Source organism: Tardiphaga sp. 862_B3_N4_1 (genome assembly GCF_051811085.1).
In the GTDB taxonomy this organism is placed as follows: domain Bacteria; phylum Pseudomonadota; class Alphaproteobacteria; order Rhizobiales; family Xanthobacteraceae; genus Tardiphaga; species Tardiphaga robiniae.
This window is the reverse complement of the sequence record NZ_JBPWQB010000002.1, coordinates 758,647-776,939: the sequence shown is the minus strand read 5'-3', so window position 1 is coordinate 776,939 and position 18,293 is coordinate 758,647. Positions and strand designations below refer to the sequence as shown.

Genomic DNA, 18,293 nt, shown 5'->3' with positions numbered 1-18,293 from the left:
CTCTCTTTCGCGCGAGCTCAGACCGTTCTTTTCAATCTGTGCTCGACTGGTAATTGCTGCCAAACCTCGCGCGAGGCGCGATCATAAAAATCAAGCTCTGCCATTGCTGACCAACGGTAGAATACCGAAGGAATACGGTTTCATGCTCGCCAAGATTTCCATTCGCACCAAGATCACCATTGTCATTTCCTTCTTATTGATTGCCATGGGTGGCATGGGCGTTCTGGCTGTCACCAAGATGCGCGCCATCTACGGCGAAGCATCGGAAATCCAGAAGAGCTGGCTGCCGAGCGTCCGTTCACTGGGGGAGCTTCGTGCAGGCGTAAATGTCTACCGCAATATCGTGCGCCTCCATATGCTCGCTGCGACACTGGAAGCGAAGGCATCGGCCGAGAAGCGCCTGATCAATACCGACGCGGATAACATGAAGATCCGTGCGACCTATGAGAAGCTGATCACCTCGCCTGAGGAGCGCGCGCTGTATACGCAATGGGCGCAGCAGTGGAGCCTCTACATGAATGGTGTCCAGGAAGTTCTAGCGCTTTCGCGCGCCAGCGTCGGCAAGATTCCGAACGAACCGCAGGATCTGAACGAGAGCAAGGTGTTGCCGATCGGCAAGAAGGCGGACGACCTGCTCGACAAGGATATCGCGCTGAATAAAGCCGGCGCGGATGCAGCCGGCAAGAGCGCCGAAGACAACTACGAGACAGCCTTCATGTTACTTGCGATCATGCTCGGTGCATCGGCAATCCTCGGGATCGGCGTCGGCATCTATCTGGTGAAAGACGTGTCGAGTGGCATCGCTTCGATCGTCAAGCCGATGCAGGCGCTCGGCGCCGGCGATCTGACGGCTGTCGTGCCCCATCAGGGCATGAAGACCGAGATCGGCACCATGGGTGATACGCTGCAGGTGTTCAAACAGGCGCTGATCGACAAGCGCGCGGCGGATGAAGCCGCAGCGGCCGATGCAGAAGCCAAGATCGAGCGCGGTCGCCGCGTCGACAGCATCACCCGCAACTTCGAATCGATGATCGGTGAGATCGTCGAGACGGTGTCGTCGGCATCGACCGAACTGGAAGCCTCGGCAGGTACGCTGACCGCCACGGCGGAGCGCTCGCAGGAATTGACCACGACGGTTGCCGCAGCCTCCGAAGAGGCATCCGCCAATGTGCAGTCAGTGGCATCGGCAACCGAAGAAATGGCCTCGTCGGTCAACGAGATCAGCCGACAGGTGCAGGAATCGGCGAGCATCGCCAATCAGGCGGTCGATCAGGCGCGCCGCACCAACGATCGCGTCAGCGAGCTCGCGAGCGCCGCGTCGCGCATCGGCGATGTGGTCGAGCTCATCAATAACATTGCTGGTCAGACCAATTTGCTGGCGTTGAACGCGACCATCGAGGCCGCGCGTGCTGGTGAAGCCGGCCGTGGTTTCGCAGTCGTGGCCTCCGAGGTGAAAGCGCTGGCCGAGCAGACCGCCAAGGCGACCGGCGAGATCTCGACGCAGATTTCCGGTATTCAAGCGGCGACGCATGAGTCGGTCGGCGCCATCAAGGAAATCGGCGACACCATCGGCCGCATGTCCGAGATCGCCTCGACCATCGCTTCCGCGGTGGAAGAGCAGGGCGCCGCGACGCAGGAGATTTCGCGTAATGTCCAGCAGGCGGCGCAGGGCACGATGCAGGTCTCGTCGAACATCGTTGATGTGCAGCGTGGTGCAACGGAGACTGGATCTGCCTCGACTCAGGTTCTCGCTGCGGCGCAATCACTGTCCTCGGACAGCACGCGACTGAAGGATGAAGTCAGCAAGTTCCTGAACGCGGTGCGGGCGGCCTGATCATGGCTTGTAGGGTGGGCAAAGGCGCTCTTGCGCCGTGCCCACCGCAGCGCTTTCGATGATGGTGGCGGGCACGCTGCGCTTTTGCCCGCCCTGCGGATGTCGAGCGTTCTATCTCGTACTCGCCGACACCAGCCCCGCGATATCCATATAGGTGCGCACCAGCGGGGCGACGAAACGATGCGCCGATGTCTTCGACACCAGCGTATCGTGCAGGATCAGGTGGTCGATGCCGGTATTGATGAAACACGCCATGGCGTCGCGCGGAGTCTCGACGATCGGCTCGCCCTTCACGTTGAACGACGTGTTGAGCAGCACCGGCACGCCGGTGAGCGCATCGAATTCCTTCAGCAGCCGATAGAGCACCGGATTGGTGTCTTCCGTGACGGTCTGGATGCGCGCCGTTCCATCGATGTGCACAATGGCCGGAATCTTCTCGCGCCATTCGGGGCGCACCGGGGCGGCGATCAGCATAAACGGCGAATCCTGATCGCCTTCGAAAATCTCTCTGGCGCGCTCGGCGAGCACAATCGGCGCGAATGGCCGGAACGGCTGACGATGTTTCACGCGTGAATTAAGGATGTCCTTCATCTCCGGTCGGCGCGGATCGGCGATGATGCTGCGATTGCCGAGCGCGCGGGGGCCGTATTCCGAGCGACCCTGAAACCAGCCGATCACTTTCTGGTCGGCGAGCAGCTTGGCCGTATCGCGGCAGATATTGTCGCTGCGCACCGCGCTGGTCTGCGCCTTGACGAGTGTGCGCTGGGTCGCTGTCTCGACGTCGCGATCGGTGTAAGTCTTTCCCGTGTAGGAATGCGTCATCACATAGGAGCGCGGCTGCTTCTGTACCTCCAGCAGGCCGTAATAGGCGCAGCCGATGGCGATGCCGTTGTCGCCGGCAGCGGGCTGGATCCAGACATTTTCGAAGCCGGCTTCGCGGGCGATGCGGCCATTAGCGACGCAATTGAGCGCGACGCCGCCGGCGATGCAGAGGTTCTTTGCGCCGGTCGTTTCGCGCAGCCAGCGCGCGCGGGCGAGCAGCACCTTCTCGGTGTCGTCCTGCACGCGCCAGGCGAGATCCTCCCAGTGCCGCATGGACGGATGGGTGTCCCACTTGCCGTCGCTGTCGGCGATATAGGGCTGGTTGTATTCGGGGGTCCAGCGCGGCACGCTGAGGACATTGTCGGTGACATCCATCAGCGGCTTGACCTGGTCGCGGCGGCCATAGGGCGCCAGCCCCATCAGCTCGCCGCATTTGTTCCAGTCGCCGAACACATAGGTCGAGGCCCGGCTATAAAGCGCCCCGAGGCCTGGCATGTTGTAGAATTCATCGCTGAGGAAGCCGCGGTCCGGCTCCATCCAGACTTTCTTGAGGCAATCGAGCTGCGTGCCCTTGAACGTGTAGTAGCTCTCGGATTCCCGGGCGAGCTTCGAGCCCGGCTCGTCGCCGGGATAGACCTCCATCACATCGGAGCGATAGCTGCCGACGCCGTCGACGATCATGATCGCCCCCTCTTCGAAGGGGCAGACGGCAAACGCGCTATAGGCGTGCGCCAGATGATGCGAGATCGTTTTGACCTTGCCGGTGCGCGCCCGAAACAGCGGATGGACGCTGGCGTCCTGCCGTTCATATTCGGGCAGGAAGCCCGGCATGTCCTGATAGATCAGGCGGTCTTCCATCTCCGGAACTGGCAGGATGTAGCAATTGCTCACCACCAGGTCGACGTCGCCCAGCGTGATGCCTTCGGCGTCGAGGACGTAGTCGATCACTTCCTTGTAGAACCCCGTCGCGTGTTTCTCGCGGGTAATCCGCTCCTTCTCGATCGCATAGGCCAGCGCGCCGTTGCGCAGCAGGCAGGCGCTGACGTCGTGATCGTAGGTGTTGAGACCGAGGATGTAGCTGGGTTTGGACATGAATCAGCTTCTGACAATTCGCGGGAAGGGACGAATGATGGGATCGAGCTGCTAATGCAGACGCGGCGGGTGGGGCTGACCGCATATTCGCAGTTGCGAGGTGCGGCGATCAGCATAGTGCGAGGCAATATGAAGAGAAGATGAACGCAGGAGGTCAAAAGCGAGGTGACGCGTGAAGGTGCGCATTCGTTCGTAGTGACAGCGTTGCCGGCAACTTGACCGGCGTTCGAGCTTGACCCTATTGTAAAGTTGTTCGTGCGTGCACGCCTTGTGATGGCCATATTACTATTCTGGTTTCAGCACCTGTGTGAATCAAGAATTGCTCACTGAACGATTCGAGGCCGGAAGCATTCTAAAGCCGTGCTTCTGCAGAATGGGAGTTCCTAAGAATGGCTCAAACCAAAACGACGCGCCATAATATCGTGACCCGCTGCCTGGCAGCGATGGCGCTTGTGTCTGTCTACTGTGTTGGTCTGATCGGCGCATCCACGGTGTTGCTCACCACGAGCAGCACCTCGGCCGAGGCCCGTGGCGGTGGTCGCGGTCGTGGCGGCGGCGGTTGGGGCCGTGGACGCGGTGGCGGCTTCTATCGTGGCGGCGGTCGTGGCTATGGTCGCGGCTATGGCTTCTACGGTGGACCGCGCTTTGTGGCGCCGGGCTGCTATTTCAGCCGTCGCTGGGGCCGGGTGGTCTGCCCGTACTAAGTCATAAGCGCTACGGCGCTGAATGAACGAGATAGAGAGGCGCGCCGGGTAACCGGGGCGCCTTTTGCTTTCCAGGCTCGCCTTTCTCCAGGAAACGGGCCTCTCTTTCGGGAATGATTTGTCGAAAGCTACCCTCCTTGCACAATGCTGAGGTCGCTTTTGGCATGCCATCTTGTGTTTTCTCATCCAAATTCCAATGTCGGCATGGCAAGCTTGCGCGCCCGCGCATGGCAATTCGGTCCTCCCACCCTGGAACCTTCATGAGCGCCCTGTTCTCTCCCTTCAAGCTGCGCGACCTCACGCTGCCAAACCGTATCGTCATTGCACCGATGTGCCAGTATTCTGCCGAAGATGGCCGGGCCACCGACTGGCACATGATCCATCTCGGCAATATGGCCCTGTCGGGCGCCGCCATGCTGGTGATCGAAGCGACCGCCGTGGAAGCCATCGGCCGCATCACACCCGGCGATCTCGGCCTCTATAATGACGCGACCGAAGCCGCGTTGAAGCCGGTGCTAGCGGCAATCCGCAAGCATTCGAACATTGCCGTTGGCATGCAGATCGCCCATGCGGGCCGTAAGGCGTCGAGCCACGCCCCATGGGATGGCGGCCAGCAGGTCCCGCTCGACAAAGGCGGCTGGGTCGCCCAGGCGCCCTCGGCCATTCCGCAGAAACCCGGCGAACTGGCGCCGCAGGAGATCGACGTTGCCGGCCTCAAGCGCATCCGCGATGCCTTCGTGGCCACGGCGAAACGCGCCGAGCGGCTCGGCATCGATGCGCTCGAGATCCACGCGGCGCACGGCTATCTGCTGCACGAATTCCTGTCGCCGATTTCCAACCAGCGCACCGACAATTATGGCGGCTCCCTGGAGAACCGGATCCGGTTTCCACTCGAAGTGTTCGACGCGGTACGCGCGGCTTTTCCCGCGCACAAGCCTGTGGGCGTTCGCGTATCGGCCTCGGACTGGGTCGAGGGCGGCTGGGATATCGAGCAGACCATCGTCTTCGCCAGTGAGCTGAAGAAGCGCGGTGTCGACTGGATGGATGTTTCGTCCGGCGGTGTCTCGCCGCAGCAGAAGATCGCGCTCGGGCCGGGTTATCAGGTGCCGTTCGCCGAAGCCGTGAAAGCGGCGACGGGACTGCCGACGATTGCGGTGGGGTTGATCACCGAAGTGCAACAGGCTGAAGACATCGTGGCCTCCGGCAAGGCCGATCTGGTCGCCATCGCACGTGGCATTCTCTACGATCCGCGCTGGCCGTGGCACGCGGCGGCGCAGCTTGGCGGTCAGGTGCAGGCGCCGCCACAATACTGGCGCTCGCAGCCATCGACGCAAAAGGCGTTGTTCGGCGATACGACGTTCGGCGGGCGCTAAACCACTTCAAGGCGCCTCACTTTCAACACCCACACATTGTCCCGCAAGCCCGATGCGATGTGTGGGTGTTTGTCGTTGCGGCGCGTCCACTCCGCGAATGGCAGCCCTGCGGCAGCATCGTGTTTACATGACAGAATGTCGCACCTACACAGCGCAAAATTCTGCGCCGTAAAATAATCGTGGCATCCGGCGCTGCCCGCCTATCGAGAGGAGCCGCGCCATGGCCCGCCATTTCTTATGGCTTCTGCTGATCCCCTTCGTCGGCCTGCTCTGGGTCCCGTTCTACAATTTTCATGATCCGGTGCTGTTCGGCTTTCCGTTCTTCTACTGGTACCAGCTCGCCTGGGTGCCGATGACCGCCTTTCTGACTTGGCTCGCTTACCGGACTTACGCCAATGAAGACTGAGCTCGATATTCCCGCCGTTGCGGTCTTTCTGTTCTTCTTCGCGCTCGTCACCGTGATGGGCTTCGTCGCCTCGAAGTGGCGCCGCCCGAAAACGCTGGCCAGTCTCGACGAATGGGGCCTTGGTGGCCGCCAGTTCGGCACCTGGATAACCTGGTTTCTGGTCGGCGGCGATTTCTATACCGCCTATACGGTGATTGCCGTGCCGGCACTGGTCTATTCGGTCGGTGCTTACGGCTTCTTCGCGCTGCCTTACACGATCCTGGTCTATCCCATCGTGTTCATGGTGATGCCGAGGCTGTGGCAGGTCGCCAAGGACAACGGCCATGTCACTGCCGCCGACGTTGTGCATGGCCGCTATGGTTCACGCATGCTGGAAGCAGCAGTCGCCATCACCGGTGTCGTCGCCACCATGCCCTATATCGCGCTGCAGCTGATCGGTATGGCCACGGCTGTGAAGGCGCTTGGCTTCGAAGGCGAATTGCCGCTGATCGCGGCCTTTGTCGTGCTCGCGCTCTACACCTACTCTTCGGGCCTGCGCGCGCCGGCATTGATCGCTTTCGTCAAGGACATCATGATCTATATCGCCGTCATCGCGGCAGTGTCAGTGATCCCCGGCAAGCTCGGCGGCTATGCCGCAGTGTTCGACGCCGCCGATCAGGCATTCAAGGCCAAGGGCTCGGGCAGTATCCTGCTGCAGCCCAGCCAGTATGTCGCCTATGCCACGCTGGCACTTGGTTCGGCGCTCGCGGCCTTCATGTATCCGCATACGCTGACCGGTATCTTCGCCAGCAAGAGCGCCACGACCATCCGCAAGAACGCCGTACTGTTACCGGCCTATACACTGATGCTCGGCCTGCTGGCGCTGCTCGGCTATATGGGCCACGCCGCCAAGTTGAAGCTCGCCAGCAATAATGACGTGGTACCGGCGCTGTTCCAGACGCTGTTTCCGAGCTGGTTCGCAGGCTTCGCTTTTGCGGCGATTGCCATCGGCGCGCTGGTCCCGGCAGCGGTGATGAGCATTGGTGCTGCCAATCTCTTTACCCGCAATTTCTGGAAGGCCTATGTCAATCCGCAGGTCGATACGGCGGGTGAAGCAGCCGTTGCCAAGATCGCGTCGCTGGTGGTGAAGGTCGGCGCGCTGCTGGTCATCATCTATCTGCCGACGCAGTTCGCGCTCGACCTGCAGCTTCTCGGAGGCCTGTGGATCCTGCAGACGCTGCCGGCCTTGATCTTCGGCCTGTTCACCCGCTGGTTCACCGCACCGGCCTTGCTGGCCGGCTGGGTCGTCGGCCTGTTTGGCGGCACATATCTGGCGTGGACGGACGGCCTCAAGCCGCTGCACTTGCTGTCGATTGGCAGCTTCCAGGCGACGGTTTATGTCGGGCTGATTGCCTTGGTCGCGAATATCGTGGTCGCAATGCTGGTCAATCTCGTGGTGCCGAAGCCGGTGGCAACGGCCGAGGCGGCGAGCACTTAAAGGCCTCGCTGTAAAGCCCGCGCGCGCATTGTTTCCGGGGCGCGCTGGCTTTATTGTCCGCGCGAATGCCCGCCATCCCTGTGCGGGACCGCCGGATGGAGCTTGCCTGAGTGACTGAAACGATGCGCATCGGCACGCGCAAAAGCACCATGGCGCTGGCCCAGACCGAAGAGATCGCGCGCCGGCTTGCGGTTGTCGCGCCGGAACTGGCCGTCGAGATCGTGAAATTCGAGCCGGTCGGCGACCGTGACCAGACCAGCAATCTCCTGAAGCATGGCGGCAAGGGCGGCGCTTTCGTCGGCGAAATTCGCGCGGCCGTGCTCAAGGGTACGCTGCATGCGGCGATGCATTCGCTAAAGGACATGCCCGGCAATGAAGACACGCCGGGTCTCGTGATCGGCGCCACGCTGGTGCGCGATCCGCCGACCGATGCACTGGTGCTGCGCGAAGGCGTTAGCCTCGACGATCTCAAGCGCACGCATGGCAAAGGCTTCAAAATCGGCACCAACGCCGTGCGCCGCGCGGCCTATATTCGGCGGCTATTTCCCGAGATCGAGGTGATCCACTTCCGTGGTGCTGCCGATACGCGCGTGCGCAAACTCGACAATGGCGAGATGCAGCGGCTGCCTGATGGTGACGAGGTCGGCCCCGCCGACGCGCTGATCATGGCGCGTTCAGGCCTCGAGCGTGTTGGATTAGCGAGCCGCATCGCACGTGATTTCACGCCGCAGGAAATGTTGCCGGCCGTGGGGCAGGGCATCGTCGCAGTCGAATGTGCGGCGCATGATTGGGCCTCGCGGCGTCATCTGTCACTGATCGACGACCCTGCGGCGCATCTGTCCTGCGATGCCGAGCGCGAGGTGCTTTGGGTGCTGAACGGCCACTGCAATTCGCCGATCGCCGGCTATTCGGTGATCTCAGGGCACGAGATGTCGCTGACCGCATCGGTGCTGGATGAAGCTGGCGGGCAGTTCATTGAGGTGACGCGCATAGGGCCGGCGGATCGTCCGCGCGAGCTGGGGCGGGCTGTCGGGCTGGAGCTGCTCGACAAGGGCGCCGGCGCGCTGATCGAGGCCAATCGGCCGGAGCACTAGGCCGTTCGATACGACACTTTGCCCTCTCCACGTCATGCCCGGGCTTGACCCGGGCATCCATCCTTTGATGTACGACAGTGAAGTTGGATGGCCGGGTCAGGCCCGGCCATGACGGAGTGTGTGGCGACTAGCTCTCCGCCATCCCCACCGACCACAGTGCGAACGCATAGACGATCGCGATCTCATCCAGCCGGTTGAAACGCCCGGACGCGCCACCGTGACCGGCGCCCATATTCGTCCGCAGCAGCACCGGCCCGCCACCCGTCATCGTCGCGCGCAGCCGTGCGATCCATTTCGCCGGCTCCCAATAGGTGACGCGTGGATCGGTGAGGCCACCCATCGCCAGGATCTTCGGATAGGCTTTCGCCGCGACCTGGTCATAGGGCGAGTAGGACAGGATGGTCTTGAAGTCGGCTTCGCTCTCGATCGGGTTGCCCCATTCGGGCCATTCCGGCGGCGTCAGCGGCAGCGTGTCGTCGAGCATGGTGTTGAGCACATCGACGAATGGCACTTCGGCAACGATGCCGGAGAATAGCTCGCCGGAGCGATTGGCGACGGCGCCCATCAGCATGCCGCCGGCGCTGCCGCCATGGCCGACGATGCGCTTCTCCGAAGTGTATTTCGCGTCGATCAGCGCGCGCGCAGCCGCGGCGAAATCGTCGAACGAGTTCGTCTTCTTGTCGCGCTTGCCGTCGAGATACCAGCCCCAGCCCTTGTCGGCGCCGCCGCGGATATGTGCGATGGCATAGACGAAGCCGCGATCGACCAGCGACAGCCGGTTGGCGGAGAACGACGCCGGCATCGCCATGCCGTAGGAACCATAGCCATAGAGCAGCAGCGGCGCCTTGCCGTCCCGTGCCAGGTCCTTGCGATGCAGGATCGACACCGGGACTTCGGCGCCGTCATGGGCCTTGGCCATGATGCGCGTGGTGAGATAGTCAGCGGGGTTGTGGCCGGACGGGATCTCCTGACGCTTGCGCAACGTCCGTTCGCGCGTCGCCATGTCGTAATCATAGACTTCCGACGGCGTCGTCATCGAGGAATAGGCAAAGCGAAGCGTGGTCGTATCGAATTCGTAGCCGCCCATGGTGTCGAGCGAATAGGCGGCTTCGTCGAAGGCGATGGCGTGTTCGTCCTTGGTGGTGAGATCGCGAATCACGATCGACGGCAGCGCATTGGCACGCTCCAGACGGACGAGATGGCCGGCAGTGAGATCCATGTCGAGGACATAGATGCCCTCGCGATATGGGATCAGGTCCGTCCAGTTGGCGCGCGCGGGCGAAGCCAGCGGTGCGGTGACGATCTTGAAGTCGATGGCGCCATCGGCATTGGTCAGGATGAACAGCTCGTCGCCGCGATCGGCCAGCGAATACTGCACGCCATCTTCGCGTTTCGCCACGAGGCGCGGCGGCGCGTCTGGCGTGTTGAGATCAATCAATTGCTGCTCGGACGTTTCATGATCGCCGCCGGCGATGACGCAGAAGCGGCCGCTGGCGCTTTCATGGATGTGGGTGAACCAGCCGGAATCCTGCTCCTCGAAGATCAGCCTGTCGTCGGCCTGTTTGGTGCCGAGCTTGTGCAGCCAGACCTGCATCGGGCGATGGTTGTCGTCGAGCTTCACATAGAAGAAGGACTTGCAGTCGAGCGTCCACACCACGCCGCCATCGGTCGCCTCGACCACGTCGTCGAGATCGCTGCCAGTGGCCCAGTCACGCACGCGGATGGTGAAATATTCCGAGCCCTTGACGTCGGCACTCCAGGCTTCCAGCGCATGATCGGGTGAATGGCGGGCGCCGCCGAACTTGAAATATTTGTGGTCGGCGGCAAGCCTGTCGCCATCGAGAATGATGGCGGCCTCGCCGCCATCCCGCGGCATGCGGCCGAATAATTCATGCTGGCCGCCCTCGCGGAATTTCCGCAAATAAGCATAAGGGCCATCCGGCGACGGGACGCTGGAATCGTCTTCCTTGATGCGGCCGCGCATTTCCGCAACCAACTTGGTCTGCAGCGCCGCCGTGCCGCCGAGCAGGCTCTCGGTATAGGCGTTCTCGGCCTCAAGATAGGTGCGGATCTCCGGCTCCAGCACGCTGGGATCGCGCAACACCTCCTGCCATTTGGCATCCTTCAGCCAGGCATAGTCATCGCTGACGGTGATGCCATGGGTCGTGAAGGAATGCGGATGACGCGGCGCAACCGGCGCGGGCATGGAGGATGTCTGCTTTGTCATGAACGCTCTTTTCGCGGAAGCCTGATCGGATATGATTACGGAACACGCGCGCATCGGCGCCTGCTCCGCATATTGGATATTCCATGGATATAGAGATTATCGACCGCCTTGCCATCCGCGATCTCATTGAAAACTGGGTGGTCTGGCGCGATGCCGGCGATTGGGACCGCTTCCGCACCGTCTGGTTCGACGATGGCCGCATGGTGGCCACCTGGACCCAGGGCACCGCCGACGAGTTCATTGCCATGAGCAAGGCCGGCTGGGCCAAGGGCGTCTCGATCATGCATTTCCTCGGCGCGCAATCGATCGATCTCGCTGGCAACCGCGCAATTTCGCAGACCAAGATGACCATTGCCCAGCGCGCGCTGGTACACGGCGTCAATGTCGACGTGATGCTGACTGGACGCTTCTATGATTTCCTCGAAAAGCGTGACGGCAAATGGGGCATGGTGCTGCGGCAGCCGATTTATGAAAAGGACCGCATGGATCCCGTCGTGCCCGGCGCGCCGCTGAAGCTCGATGCGGATCTGCTCGCGAGCTTCCCCGAGGGCTATCGCCATCTCGCTTATCTGCAGAGCCAGATCGGTTATCAGATCAAGCCGGATATGCCGGGGCTGCGCGGCGACGCGGTGGAGGCGCTTTATGCCAGCGGGAAGAAATGGCTGAACGGCGAAAAGCTGGATCGGTAGCCGCCTTACCCTCAGCCCTCATTGCGAGGAGCCTCTTGGCGACGAAGCAATCCAGTCTTTCCTTGTCGCTTTCTGGATTGCTTCGTCGCTCCGCTCCTCGCAATGACGTGGATAGTTGATAAAGAACAAAAAGACTGGGAGAAACAACATGCCCGACTTCATCACCCTCGATGCACTGGTCCGTAACACCGCCGCATCCAAGCCGACCAAGATCGCCGTGATCGATGCTGATCGCCAGATCGACTACGCCGTATTCGACGCACTGATCGACCGTATCGCTGCATCACTGCAGGCCAGTGGCCTCAAGCCGCGCGACGCGATCTCCATCTGTGCGCTGTCGTCGATCGAATATGCAGCGGTGTTTCTTGGTGCGTTGCGCGTCGGTGTGGCGGTGGCGCCGCTGGCGCCGTCATCGACACCCCCGGATTTCGCCGCGATGGTGAAGGATGCGGCCGCAAAAATCCTGTTCATGGACGACGCGACGGCCGCCTCCTTCGCGGAGGCTACGATCGATCCCTCCATCCAGCGCGTCGCGCTCGACGGCGGCAAGGCCGGCAAGCCGTTTGTGCAATGGCTGGCGCCGGAAGGTGCGACGCCAGCGCCGGTGACGATTGATCCGGAATGGGTCTTCAATATCATCTATTCCTCGGGCACGACCGGTACGCCGAAGGGCATCATCCACACCTATTGGATGCGCTGGCGGCAATATGGCCAGCTCGATCCGCTCGGCTACGGGCCGGATGCGGTCACCGTGCTGTCGACGCCGCTCTATTCCAACACCACGCTGGTCTGTTTCAATCCGACACTCGCCGGTGGCGGCACCCTGGTGCTGATGAAGAAGTTCGATGCGCGGGGTTTTCTTGAACTGAGCGCGAAGCATCGTGCGACCCATGCGATGCTGGTGCCGGTGCAGTATCGCCGCATCATGGCCGTTGAAGATTTCGACAGTTTCGATCTCAGGTCTTTTGTGATGAAGTTCTCAACCTCGGCGCCATTCGGCGGCGCGCTGAAGGCCGATGTGTTGAAACGCTGGCCGGGCGGGCTGACCGAATATTACGGGATGACCGAGGGTGGCGGCACCTGCGTGCTGCTGGCGCATGAACATCCGACCAAGTTGCACACCGTCGGCCAGCCAGCGCCAGATCATGAGATCCGCCTGATTGACGAGGACGGCAATTTCGTTGCCCAAGGCGAAATTGGCGAAGTGGTCGGGCATTCGCCCGTCATCATGCAGGGCTATCTCAACCAGCCCGGCAAGACCGCCGAGACGTTCTGGCACGACGCTTCCGGAAAGCGCTATGTCCGCACCGGCGATGTCGGGCGCTTTGACGAAGACGGCTTTCTGCAGCTGATGGACCGCAAGAAGGACATGATCATTTCTGGCGGTTTCAACATCTATCCGAGCGATCTCGAAGCCGTGCTGACGAAACACGACGACGTGCTCGAAGCCGCTGTCGTGGCCATGCCGTCGGAAGAGTGGGGTGAGACACCGGTCGCCTTCGTGGTGATGAAGGCGGGTGCCTCGGTCGATGCGCCGGGACTGAAGGCTTGGACGAATGAGCGTGTCGGCAAGTTCCAGCGACTCAACGATGTCGTGCTGGTCGATGTGTTGCCGCGCAGCGCCATCGGCAAGGTGCTGAAGCGCGAGTTGCGAGACCGCAAGCTGGCGGCGGATTTGTCGGTTTAGAGCACTGGCCTATCAGGTGTCGTCCCCGCGGAGGCGGGGACCCATAACCACGGTCAGTATGGTTCAAGCGGCAGAGTTATAGCCACAGCGTCTTTTCTAACTCTTCGGCGTGTATGGGTCCCCGCCTCCGCGGGGACGACGGCTGAGTTTGGGATCGCCGCCTCAATAATGCGGCGGAGGTTCATTCCGCGGCGCACCGCTGTTGCTTTCGGCCTCCTGCAGCCGCTCGCCGAGCGTGGCGACCTGCCGCGTCAGCATGTCGATCTGTTTCCACTGAGCGGTGATCGTCGCATTCAGCGTTTCGATTGTGTCGTCCTGATAGGCGATGCGGGCTTCGAGTGCGTCGATACGTTCGCGCAAGCCTGTCAGGTCGTTTGCGGTCTCACTCATCGGATGCGCTCTTCCGCAGCATCGCAAAATCTTCCGAATTGATCGGCAAGTCAGGCTTGATCGACTGGCTCTCGACAAGGCCATGGCCGAGTGCGACGCGCTGGTCGAACACGAAGCATTCGCCGCGCCAGCGGCTCTCGACCTCAGGGATCTCCTCGAGATATTTCAGGATGCCACCCTTGAGGTGATAGACGTCGGCGAAGCCGCGCGACAACAGATACGAGCTCGCTTTCTCGCAGCGGATGCCGCCGGTGCAGAACATCGCGATCTTCTTGTGCTTCTCGGGATCGAGCGTGCGTGCGACGAAATCCTTGAACTGGCCGAAGCTTGCGATCTCCGGATCGACCGCGCCCTCGAACGTGCCCATCGCCACTTCGAACGCGTTGCGCGTATCGAGCACCAGCGTGTTCTCGTTGGCGATGAGATCGTTCCAGTCGGCGGCGTCGACGTAGGTGCCAACCGTCTTGGTCGGATCGGTCTGGGGATCGCCGAGGGTGACGATCTCCTTTTTCAACCGCACCTTCATGTGCAGGAACGGCATCAGGCTGGCGCGGGAGAATTTCAGCTCGAGATGGTTCAGCCGGTCGCTGAACATCACGCCGGTCTCAAGTTCGCGCACCAGTGCGTCGATGGCGGCGTCTGTCCCGGCCACGGTGCCGTTGATGCCCTCGTCGGCGAGCAGGATCGAGCCTTTGATGCCGAGATTGACGCAGAGTGCGCGCAGCGGCTCGCGCAATTGCCGAAAATCCGGCAGCGCGGCGAATTGATAGAGGGCGGCGACCTTGAACATGGCGGGGGTTTACCAGCCGGACCCGCGAGGGGGAAGTCCGGGAACTGGCCGAAATATCGTTGCCATCAGGGCTTTGGGCCGGATGCCCCCCCTGCGCAGGTATTGACCTATGTCATACCCGGCGAAACCAGCGCAACGCGTAGTGCCAGAACGCAAAAAACCGGCCCCTTACGGGACCGGCTTCTTTTGCAGCGCCACCTGCGACCGACGGAGGAGTCAAAACTCCGCCGGTTGGAATTGGTTAAAGTTTGCGGTTCGCAAAATCCGACGCCTTGTCGGCGGCGTCCTTGGCAGCCTGCTTGGCATCGCCGACGGCCTTCTGCGCGTGGCCCTTGCCTTCCTGGATGAGGCCTTCGCCCTGCAGGCGGTCAGAGCCGGTCGCTTCACCGATGCCCTGCTTGGCCTTGCCGATGGCTTCGTTTGCGGTTCCCTTGATCTTGTCTGCGGTGGCACCCATGGGATACTCCTGTCATGTAGCAGACGCAGTTCCGAGACCATTCTCGATACGCGCTGCTTGAGCTTCGCAGAGACAATTGCCAGCTCAATTGAATGTTCCTCACTCCCGGGGGCGTGATGCCGCATGCGGTGGCAGCATTTCTTCGGAACCCAAGAAGGCATTGAAATGTCCGGTCACGGCCACGATCACACTCATCCGCACGATCACGCGCATGATCATTCTCACGACCATGATCCGGATCGCTGGAAGCACGACGGCATTCGCGTCATTCCGGCTGACAACCTCGATACCAACGTGCCCTCGACGAAAGGTATGGACCGCGCGGCCGCGATCAATTTCGCGCGCGTCGGTGCGCAGAAGCTCTGGGCCGGCACCGTGTCGATCCAGCCGGATGCCAAGACTGGAGCGCATCACCACGGCCATCTCGAAAGCGTCATCTATGTGGTGAAGGGCAAGGCGCGGATGCGCTGGGGCGATCGCCTGCAGTTTACCGCGGAGGCCGGTCCTGGCGATTTCATCTTCGTGCCGCCGTACGTGCCGCATCAGGAGATCAATGCCAGCGCTGAAGAAGTGCTGGAATGCGTGCTGGTGCGCAGCGACGGCGAAGCGGTCGCCATCAATATCGATATCGAGCCGGTGGAGAAGCCGGAGACGGTGTTGTGGGTCGATCCTACGCATCCCGATGGGGCGGTGAAGAAATAGTTATCTTACCTCGCCCCGCTTGCGGGGAGAGGTCGCTTTCCACATGCGCAGCATATGGAAAGCGGGTGAGGGGGAGTCAGTGTTTCACTCGCTGACTCCCCCTCACCCGTCGCGACAAGCTTCGCTTGCCGCGCCACCCTCTCCCCGCAAGCGGGGCGAGGGAAGAAGGCTATTTGATCTCGGGCAGTCCCGGCGAAAACGCCAGCGCGCTCTCGATCCATTTTGCCACGCGCAGTGTGCGCAGATCGTTCAGATAGGGGCCGACCACCTGCAGGCCGAGCGGCAGATGGTTCTTGCCGAACCCGGCCGGCAGCGACAGCGCGGGCACGCCGATCAGGGTCCATGGCGCGCAATATTCGGCATCGCCGGTATAGCTCAGCCCTTCCGGTGCTTCGCCATAGGCCGACAGCGTCAGCACCGCATCGTAATTCGTCATCTGCGCGGTGAAGTCCGCGCGCAGCTTTGTCTGCAACGCCTTGGCCTTGAGATAGGCTGCCGCGCTGATGGCGCTGCCGGTTTCCACCAGTTTCTTCAGGTGATCGCTGGTCTTGTCAGGATAGCGTGCGACGAGATCGCCAAAGATCACCGCCCCTTCGGCGGCCAGAATGATGTTGATCGCGTCCCAGTTGCTGCGATCCAGTTCGGGCAGTTCAAGTTCCTCGATCGACGCGCCGGCGCTGCGCAGTCGCGCGACAGAGGCCTCGAACACCTGTTGCTGTTCGCTCTCGGCCTTGGCGAATTTGGCAAAGCGCACCACTGCGAGACGTGGTGACGGCAGCGGCGGTACACCGCGCTCGACGGAGATTTCGAAACCCGGCACCGACGCGCCATGCGGATCGCTGTCGCTGGTGCCTGCGATCAGTGACAGCGCATAGGCGACGTCATCGACCTTGCGCGCGAAGAAGCCGATGTGGTCGAGCGACTGGCTGAGGTGGTGCGCGCCGCTGCGGGGGATAGCGCCGAAGCTCGGCTTGAAGCCGACGACGCCATTGAAGGCGGCGGGGCGGACGATGGAGCCCAGCGTCTGCGTGCCCAGCGCCAGTGGCACGATACCGGCAGCGACGGAGGCTGCGGAGCCGGAGGACGAACCGCCCGGCGTGTGCTTGCTGTTCCATGGATTGGTGGTCGGGCCGGGATGGCGCCAGGCGAATTCGGTGGAGACGGTCTTGCCGAAGATGGTGGCGCCGAGATTGCGCAGACGTTCGACGACCCATGCATCGGCCGATGGCACGTGATCGGCATAAACGGCCGAGCCATTGGTGGTCGGCATGTCGGTGGTGGCGATGATATCCTTGACGGCGACGGGAATGCCGGAGAGCGGCCCTGGCTTGCGCACAGTGTCGGTGGGGAGGACCTCAAAGGCCTTCAGCATGGGCTCGGCAGCCGTGGCCTGTGCGAGCCGCTCCGATGCGTAGTGATCTGCCGCAGATGTGTTGCCCTTGAACAGCCGCAGCAGGTCCAGAACCCCCGCGCCAGATGTTGCAGTGCGCGCGGTTGCATTCGTCATGTCGTGTTGTCCTGAACGTTTCTTCTGGGATCACGAGAGGCGCGCAACCGCGAGGCTGCGCGCGTTCGATATTACTTCATCGCCAATGCGGGCTCGATATATTTCTTCACGACAAACTTGTCATAGTCAGGCTGGGCCGCGAGATTGCCGAGCGCGATCTGGGTGTCCATGGAGATCTTCAGCGAGGGTGCAGAAATATCGACGCTGTCCGGATAGACGCCGTCGGCCAGCATACGCTTGACGGCGGATTCAATCACGGCCGGATCCAGCGTTGGAAATTCCTTCTGCGCAATGGCTACGGTCTTGGCAGGATCTTTCTTCATGAAGCGCATCGCCATTTCCATGCCGTTGGTCACACGTTGCGCCAGATCCGGATTGACATCATTGCGCGCCGTCACCGACGAAAATGCATAGGCGCCATAGCTCTTCGGGAAGCCGTAGACCACTTTCATGCCCTTGGCGACCACCTGATCGAGGCCGGGTTCATACATCACGGCGACGTCAGCCTGCTTGGCGAGGAACGGGCCCGGTTCGCTGCCGATCGCGACGGGGATCATCTCCACATCGGTCTTGCCGTCCATGCCGTTCTCCTTCAGCAGCTTCAGGAACAGCGAGGTGCTGGTGGTCGGCATGGTGCCGACGACCACTTTCTGGCCTTTCAGGCTCTTGACGTCGGTGAACTTGAAATCCGGCGCGGTCGCGATCCACACGGCGGCGCCGTTGACGACATTGGCGATGATGCCGACCGGCGCGCCCTTGGAGGCCGCAATGGCTGTCCATTCCGGGCCATGGATCGAGAACTGTGCGCTGCCGGAGATCACTGCCGAGAGTGCGACCGTGGGCGAGCCTGCGGTTTCCTTGGTGAGGTCGAGGCCCTGCGCGGTGAAGAAGCCTTCATTGATGGCGACATAGAGCGGCAAATACAGCATCGACTGGAAGGCCTGCGACAACACCACCTTCTTGTTCTGCGCCATCGCTGGCGTGGCGAGCAGGATTCCAGCCAGCGCGACCGCGCCGGTGATACGCTTCAACAACGACATAG

The 18,293-nt window shown here is 61.8% G+C and carries 16 protein-coding genes; 9 read left to right on the top strand and 7 right to left on the bottom strand.

Translation table 11 applies throughout. The annotated features are described in order from the left end of the window. Positions 1-142 precede the first annotated feature (142 nt). A complete protein-coding gene (locus AB8B02_RS20915; RefSeq protein WP_439065062.1) occupies positions 143-1,834 on the top strand; it encodes a methyl-accepting chemotaxis protein in 1,692 nt (563 codons plus the stop codon). 111 nt (positions 1,835-1,945) lie between these two features. Here the strand turns inward: AB8B02_RS20915 and AB8B02_RS20910 are convergent, their stop codons facing one another. Further along, positions 1,946-3,748, bottom strand: coding sequence for a carbamoyltransferase family protein (locus tag AB8B02_RS20910; protein WP_439065061.1), 1,803 nt, complete (start codon positions 3,746-3,748; stop codon positions 1,946-1,948). Between the two features lie 389 nt (positions 3,749-4,137). Here AB8B02_RS20910 and AB8B02_RS20905 point away from each other — a divergent pair, with 389 nt between their 5' ends. From AB8B02_RS20905 to hemC, 5 genes are all read left to right on the top strand, one after another. Beyond that, positions 4,138-4,452 carry a hypothetical protein gene (locus AB8B02_RS20905; protein ID WP_089265834.1) on the top strand — a complete coding sequence of 105 codons (315 nt, stop codon included), beginning with the start codon at positions 4,138-4,140 and terminating at the stop codon, positions 4,450-4,452. Positions 4,453-4,712: 260 nt separating this feature from the next. Beyond that, on the top strand, positions 4,713-5,825 hold the full coding sequence (locus AB8B02_RS20900; RefSeq protein WP_439065060.1) for an NADH:flavin oxidoreductase/NADH oxidase: 1,113 nt from the start codon (positions 4,713-4,715) through the stop codon (positions 5,823-5,825). A 220-nt stretch (positions 5,826-6,045) separates the two neighbouring features. Continuing rightward, on the top strand, positions 6,046-6,231 hold the full coding sequence (locus AB8B02_RS20895; protein WP_093757178.1) for a DUF3311 domain-containing protein: 186 nt from the start codon (positions 6,046-6,048) through the stop codon (positions 6,229-6,231). Further along, on the top strand, positions 6,221-7,708 hold the full coding sequence (gene mctP / locus AB8B02_RS20890; RefSeq protein ID WP_439065059.1) for a monocarboxylate uptake permease MctP: 1,488 nt from the start codon (positions 6,221-6,223) through the stop codon (positions 7,706-7,708). The genes AB8B02_RS20895 and mctP overlap by 11 nt, the downstream gene beginning before the upstream one ends. Before the next feature lie 110 nt (positions 7,709-7,818). After that, positions 7,819-8,802, top strand: a complete 984-nt coding sequence (gene hemC, locus AB8B02_RS20885; RefSeq protein ID WP_439065058.1) for a hydroxymethylbilane synthase — start codon at positions 7,819-7,821, stop codon at positions 8,800-8,802. Between the two features lie 127 nt (positions 8,803-8,929). On the opposite strand, the gene AB8B02_RS20880 is transcribed toward hemC, so the two are convergent. Then, on the bottom strand, positions 8,930-11,029 hold the full coding sequence (locus tag AB8B02_RS20880; protein ID WP_439065057.1) for a S9 family peptidase: 2,100 nt from the start codon (positions 11,027-11,029) through the stop codon (positions 8,930-8,932). 83 nt (positions 11,030-11,112) lie between these two features. Here AB8B02_RS20880 and AB8B02_RS20875 point away from each other — a divergent pair, with 83 nt between their 5' ends. Next, positions 11,113-11,718 carry a nuclear transport factor 2 family protein gene (locus AB8B02_RS20875; protein ID WP_184512045.1) on the top strand — a complete coding sequence of 202 codons (606 nt, stop codon included), beginning with the start codon at positions 11,113-11,115 and terminating at the stop codon, positions 11,716-11,718. A 148-nt stretch (positions 11,719-11,866) separates the two neighbouring features. Then, the gene (locus AB8B02_RS20870) at positions 11,867-13,405 is read left to right on the top strand and encodes a class I adenylate-forming enzyme family protein (RefSeq protein ID WP_439065056.1); all 1,539 of its coding nucleotides are present in this window, start codon (positions 11,867-11,869) and stop codon (positions 13,403-13,405) included. Between the two features lie 162 nt (positions 13,406-13,567). Here AB8B02_RS20870 and AB8B02_RS20865 read toward each other — a convergent pair whose 3' ends face one another. The 3 genes from AB8B02_RS20865 to AB8B02_RS20855 all read right to left on the bottom strand — a co-directional run bounded on the left by AB8B02_RS20865 (position 13,568) and on the right by AB8B02_RS20855 (position 15,042). Beyond that, a complete protein-coding gene (locus AB8B02_RS20865; protein WP_439065055.1) occupies positions 13,568-13,795 on the bottom strand; it encodes a SlyX family protein in 228 nt (75 codons plus the stop codon). Beyond that, the gene (gene trhO, locus AB8B02_RS20860) at positions 13,788-14,585 is read right to left on the bottom strand and encodes an oxygen-dependent tRNA uridine(34) hydroxylase TrhO (RefSeq protein WP_439065054.1); all 798 of its coding nucleotides are present in this window, start codon (positions 14,583-14,585) and stop codon (positions 13,788-13,790) included. The genes AB8B02_RS20865 and trhO overlap by 8 nt, the downstream gene beginning before the upstream one ends. Positions 14,586-14,826: 241 nt before the next feature. After that, positions 14,827-15,042, bottom strand: coding sequence for a CsbD family protein (locus AB8B02_RS20855; protein ID WP_089265843.1), 216 nt, complete (start codon positions 15,040-15,042; stop codon positions 14,827-14,829). Between the two features lie 165 nt (positions 15,043-15,207). Here AB8B02_RS20855 and AB8B02_RS20850 point away from each other — a divergent pair, with 165 nt between their 5' ends. Beyond that, the gene (locus AB8B02_RS20850; RefSeq protein WP_184512042.1) at positions 15,208-15,744 is read left to right on the top strand and encodes a cupin domain-containing protein; all 537 of its coding nucleotides are present in this window, start codon (positions 15,208-15,210) and stop codon (positions 15,742-15,744) included. A gap of 169 nt (positions 15,745-15,913) precedes the next feature. Here the strand turns inward: AB8B02_RS20850 and AB8B02_RS20845 are convergent, their stop codons facing one another. Beyond that, a complete protein-coding gene (locus tag AB8B02_RS20845) occupies positions 15,914-17,251 on the bottom strand; it encodes an amidase (protein ID WP_439065053.1) in 1,338 nt (445 codons plus the stop codon). Positions 17,252-17,322: 71 nt separating this feature from the next. Then, positions 17,323-18,291: an ABC transporter substrate-binding protein gene (locus AB8B02_RS20840; RefSeq protein WP_439065052.1), complete on the bottom strand. Its 969-nt coding sequence runs from the start codon at positions 18,289-18,291 to the stop codon at positions 17,323-17,325. Positions 18,292-18,293: the final 2 nt, after the last annotated feature.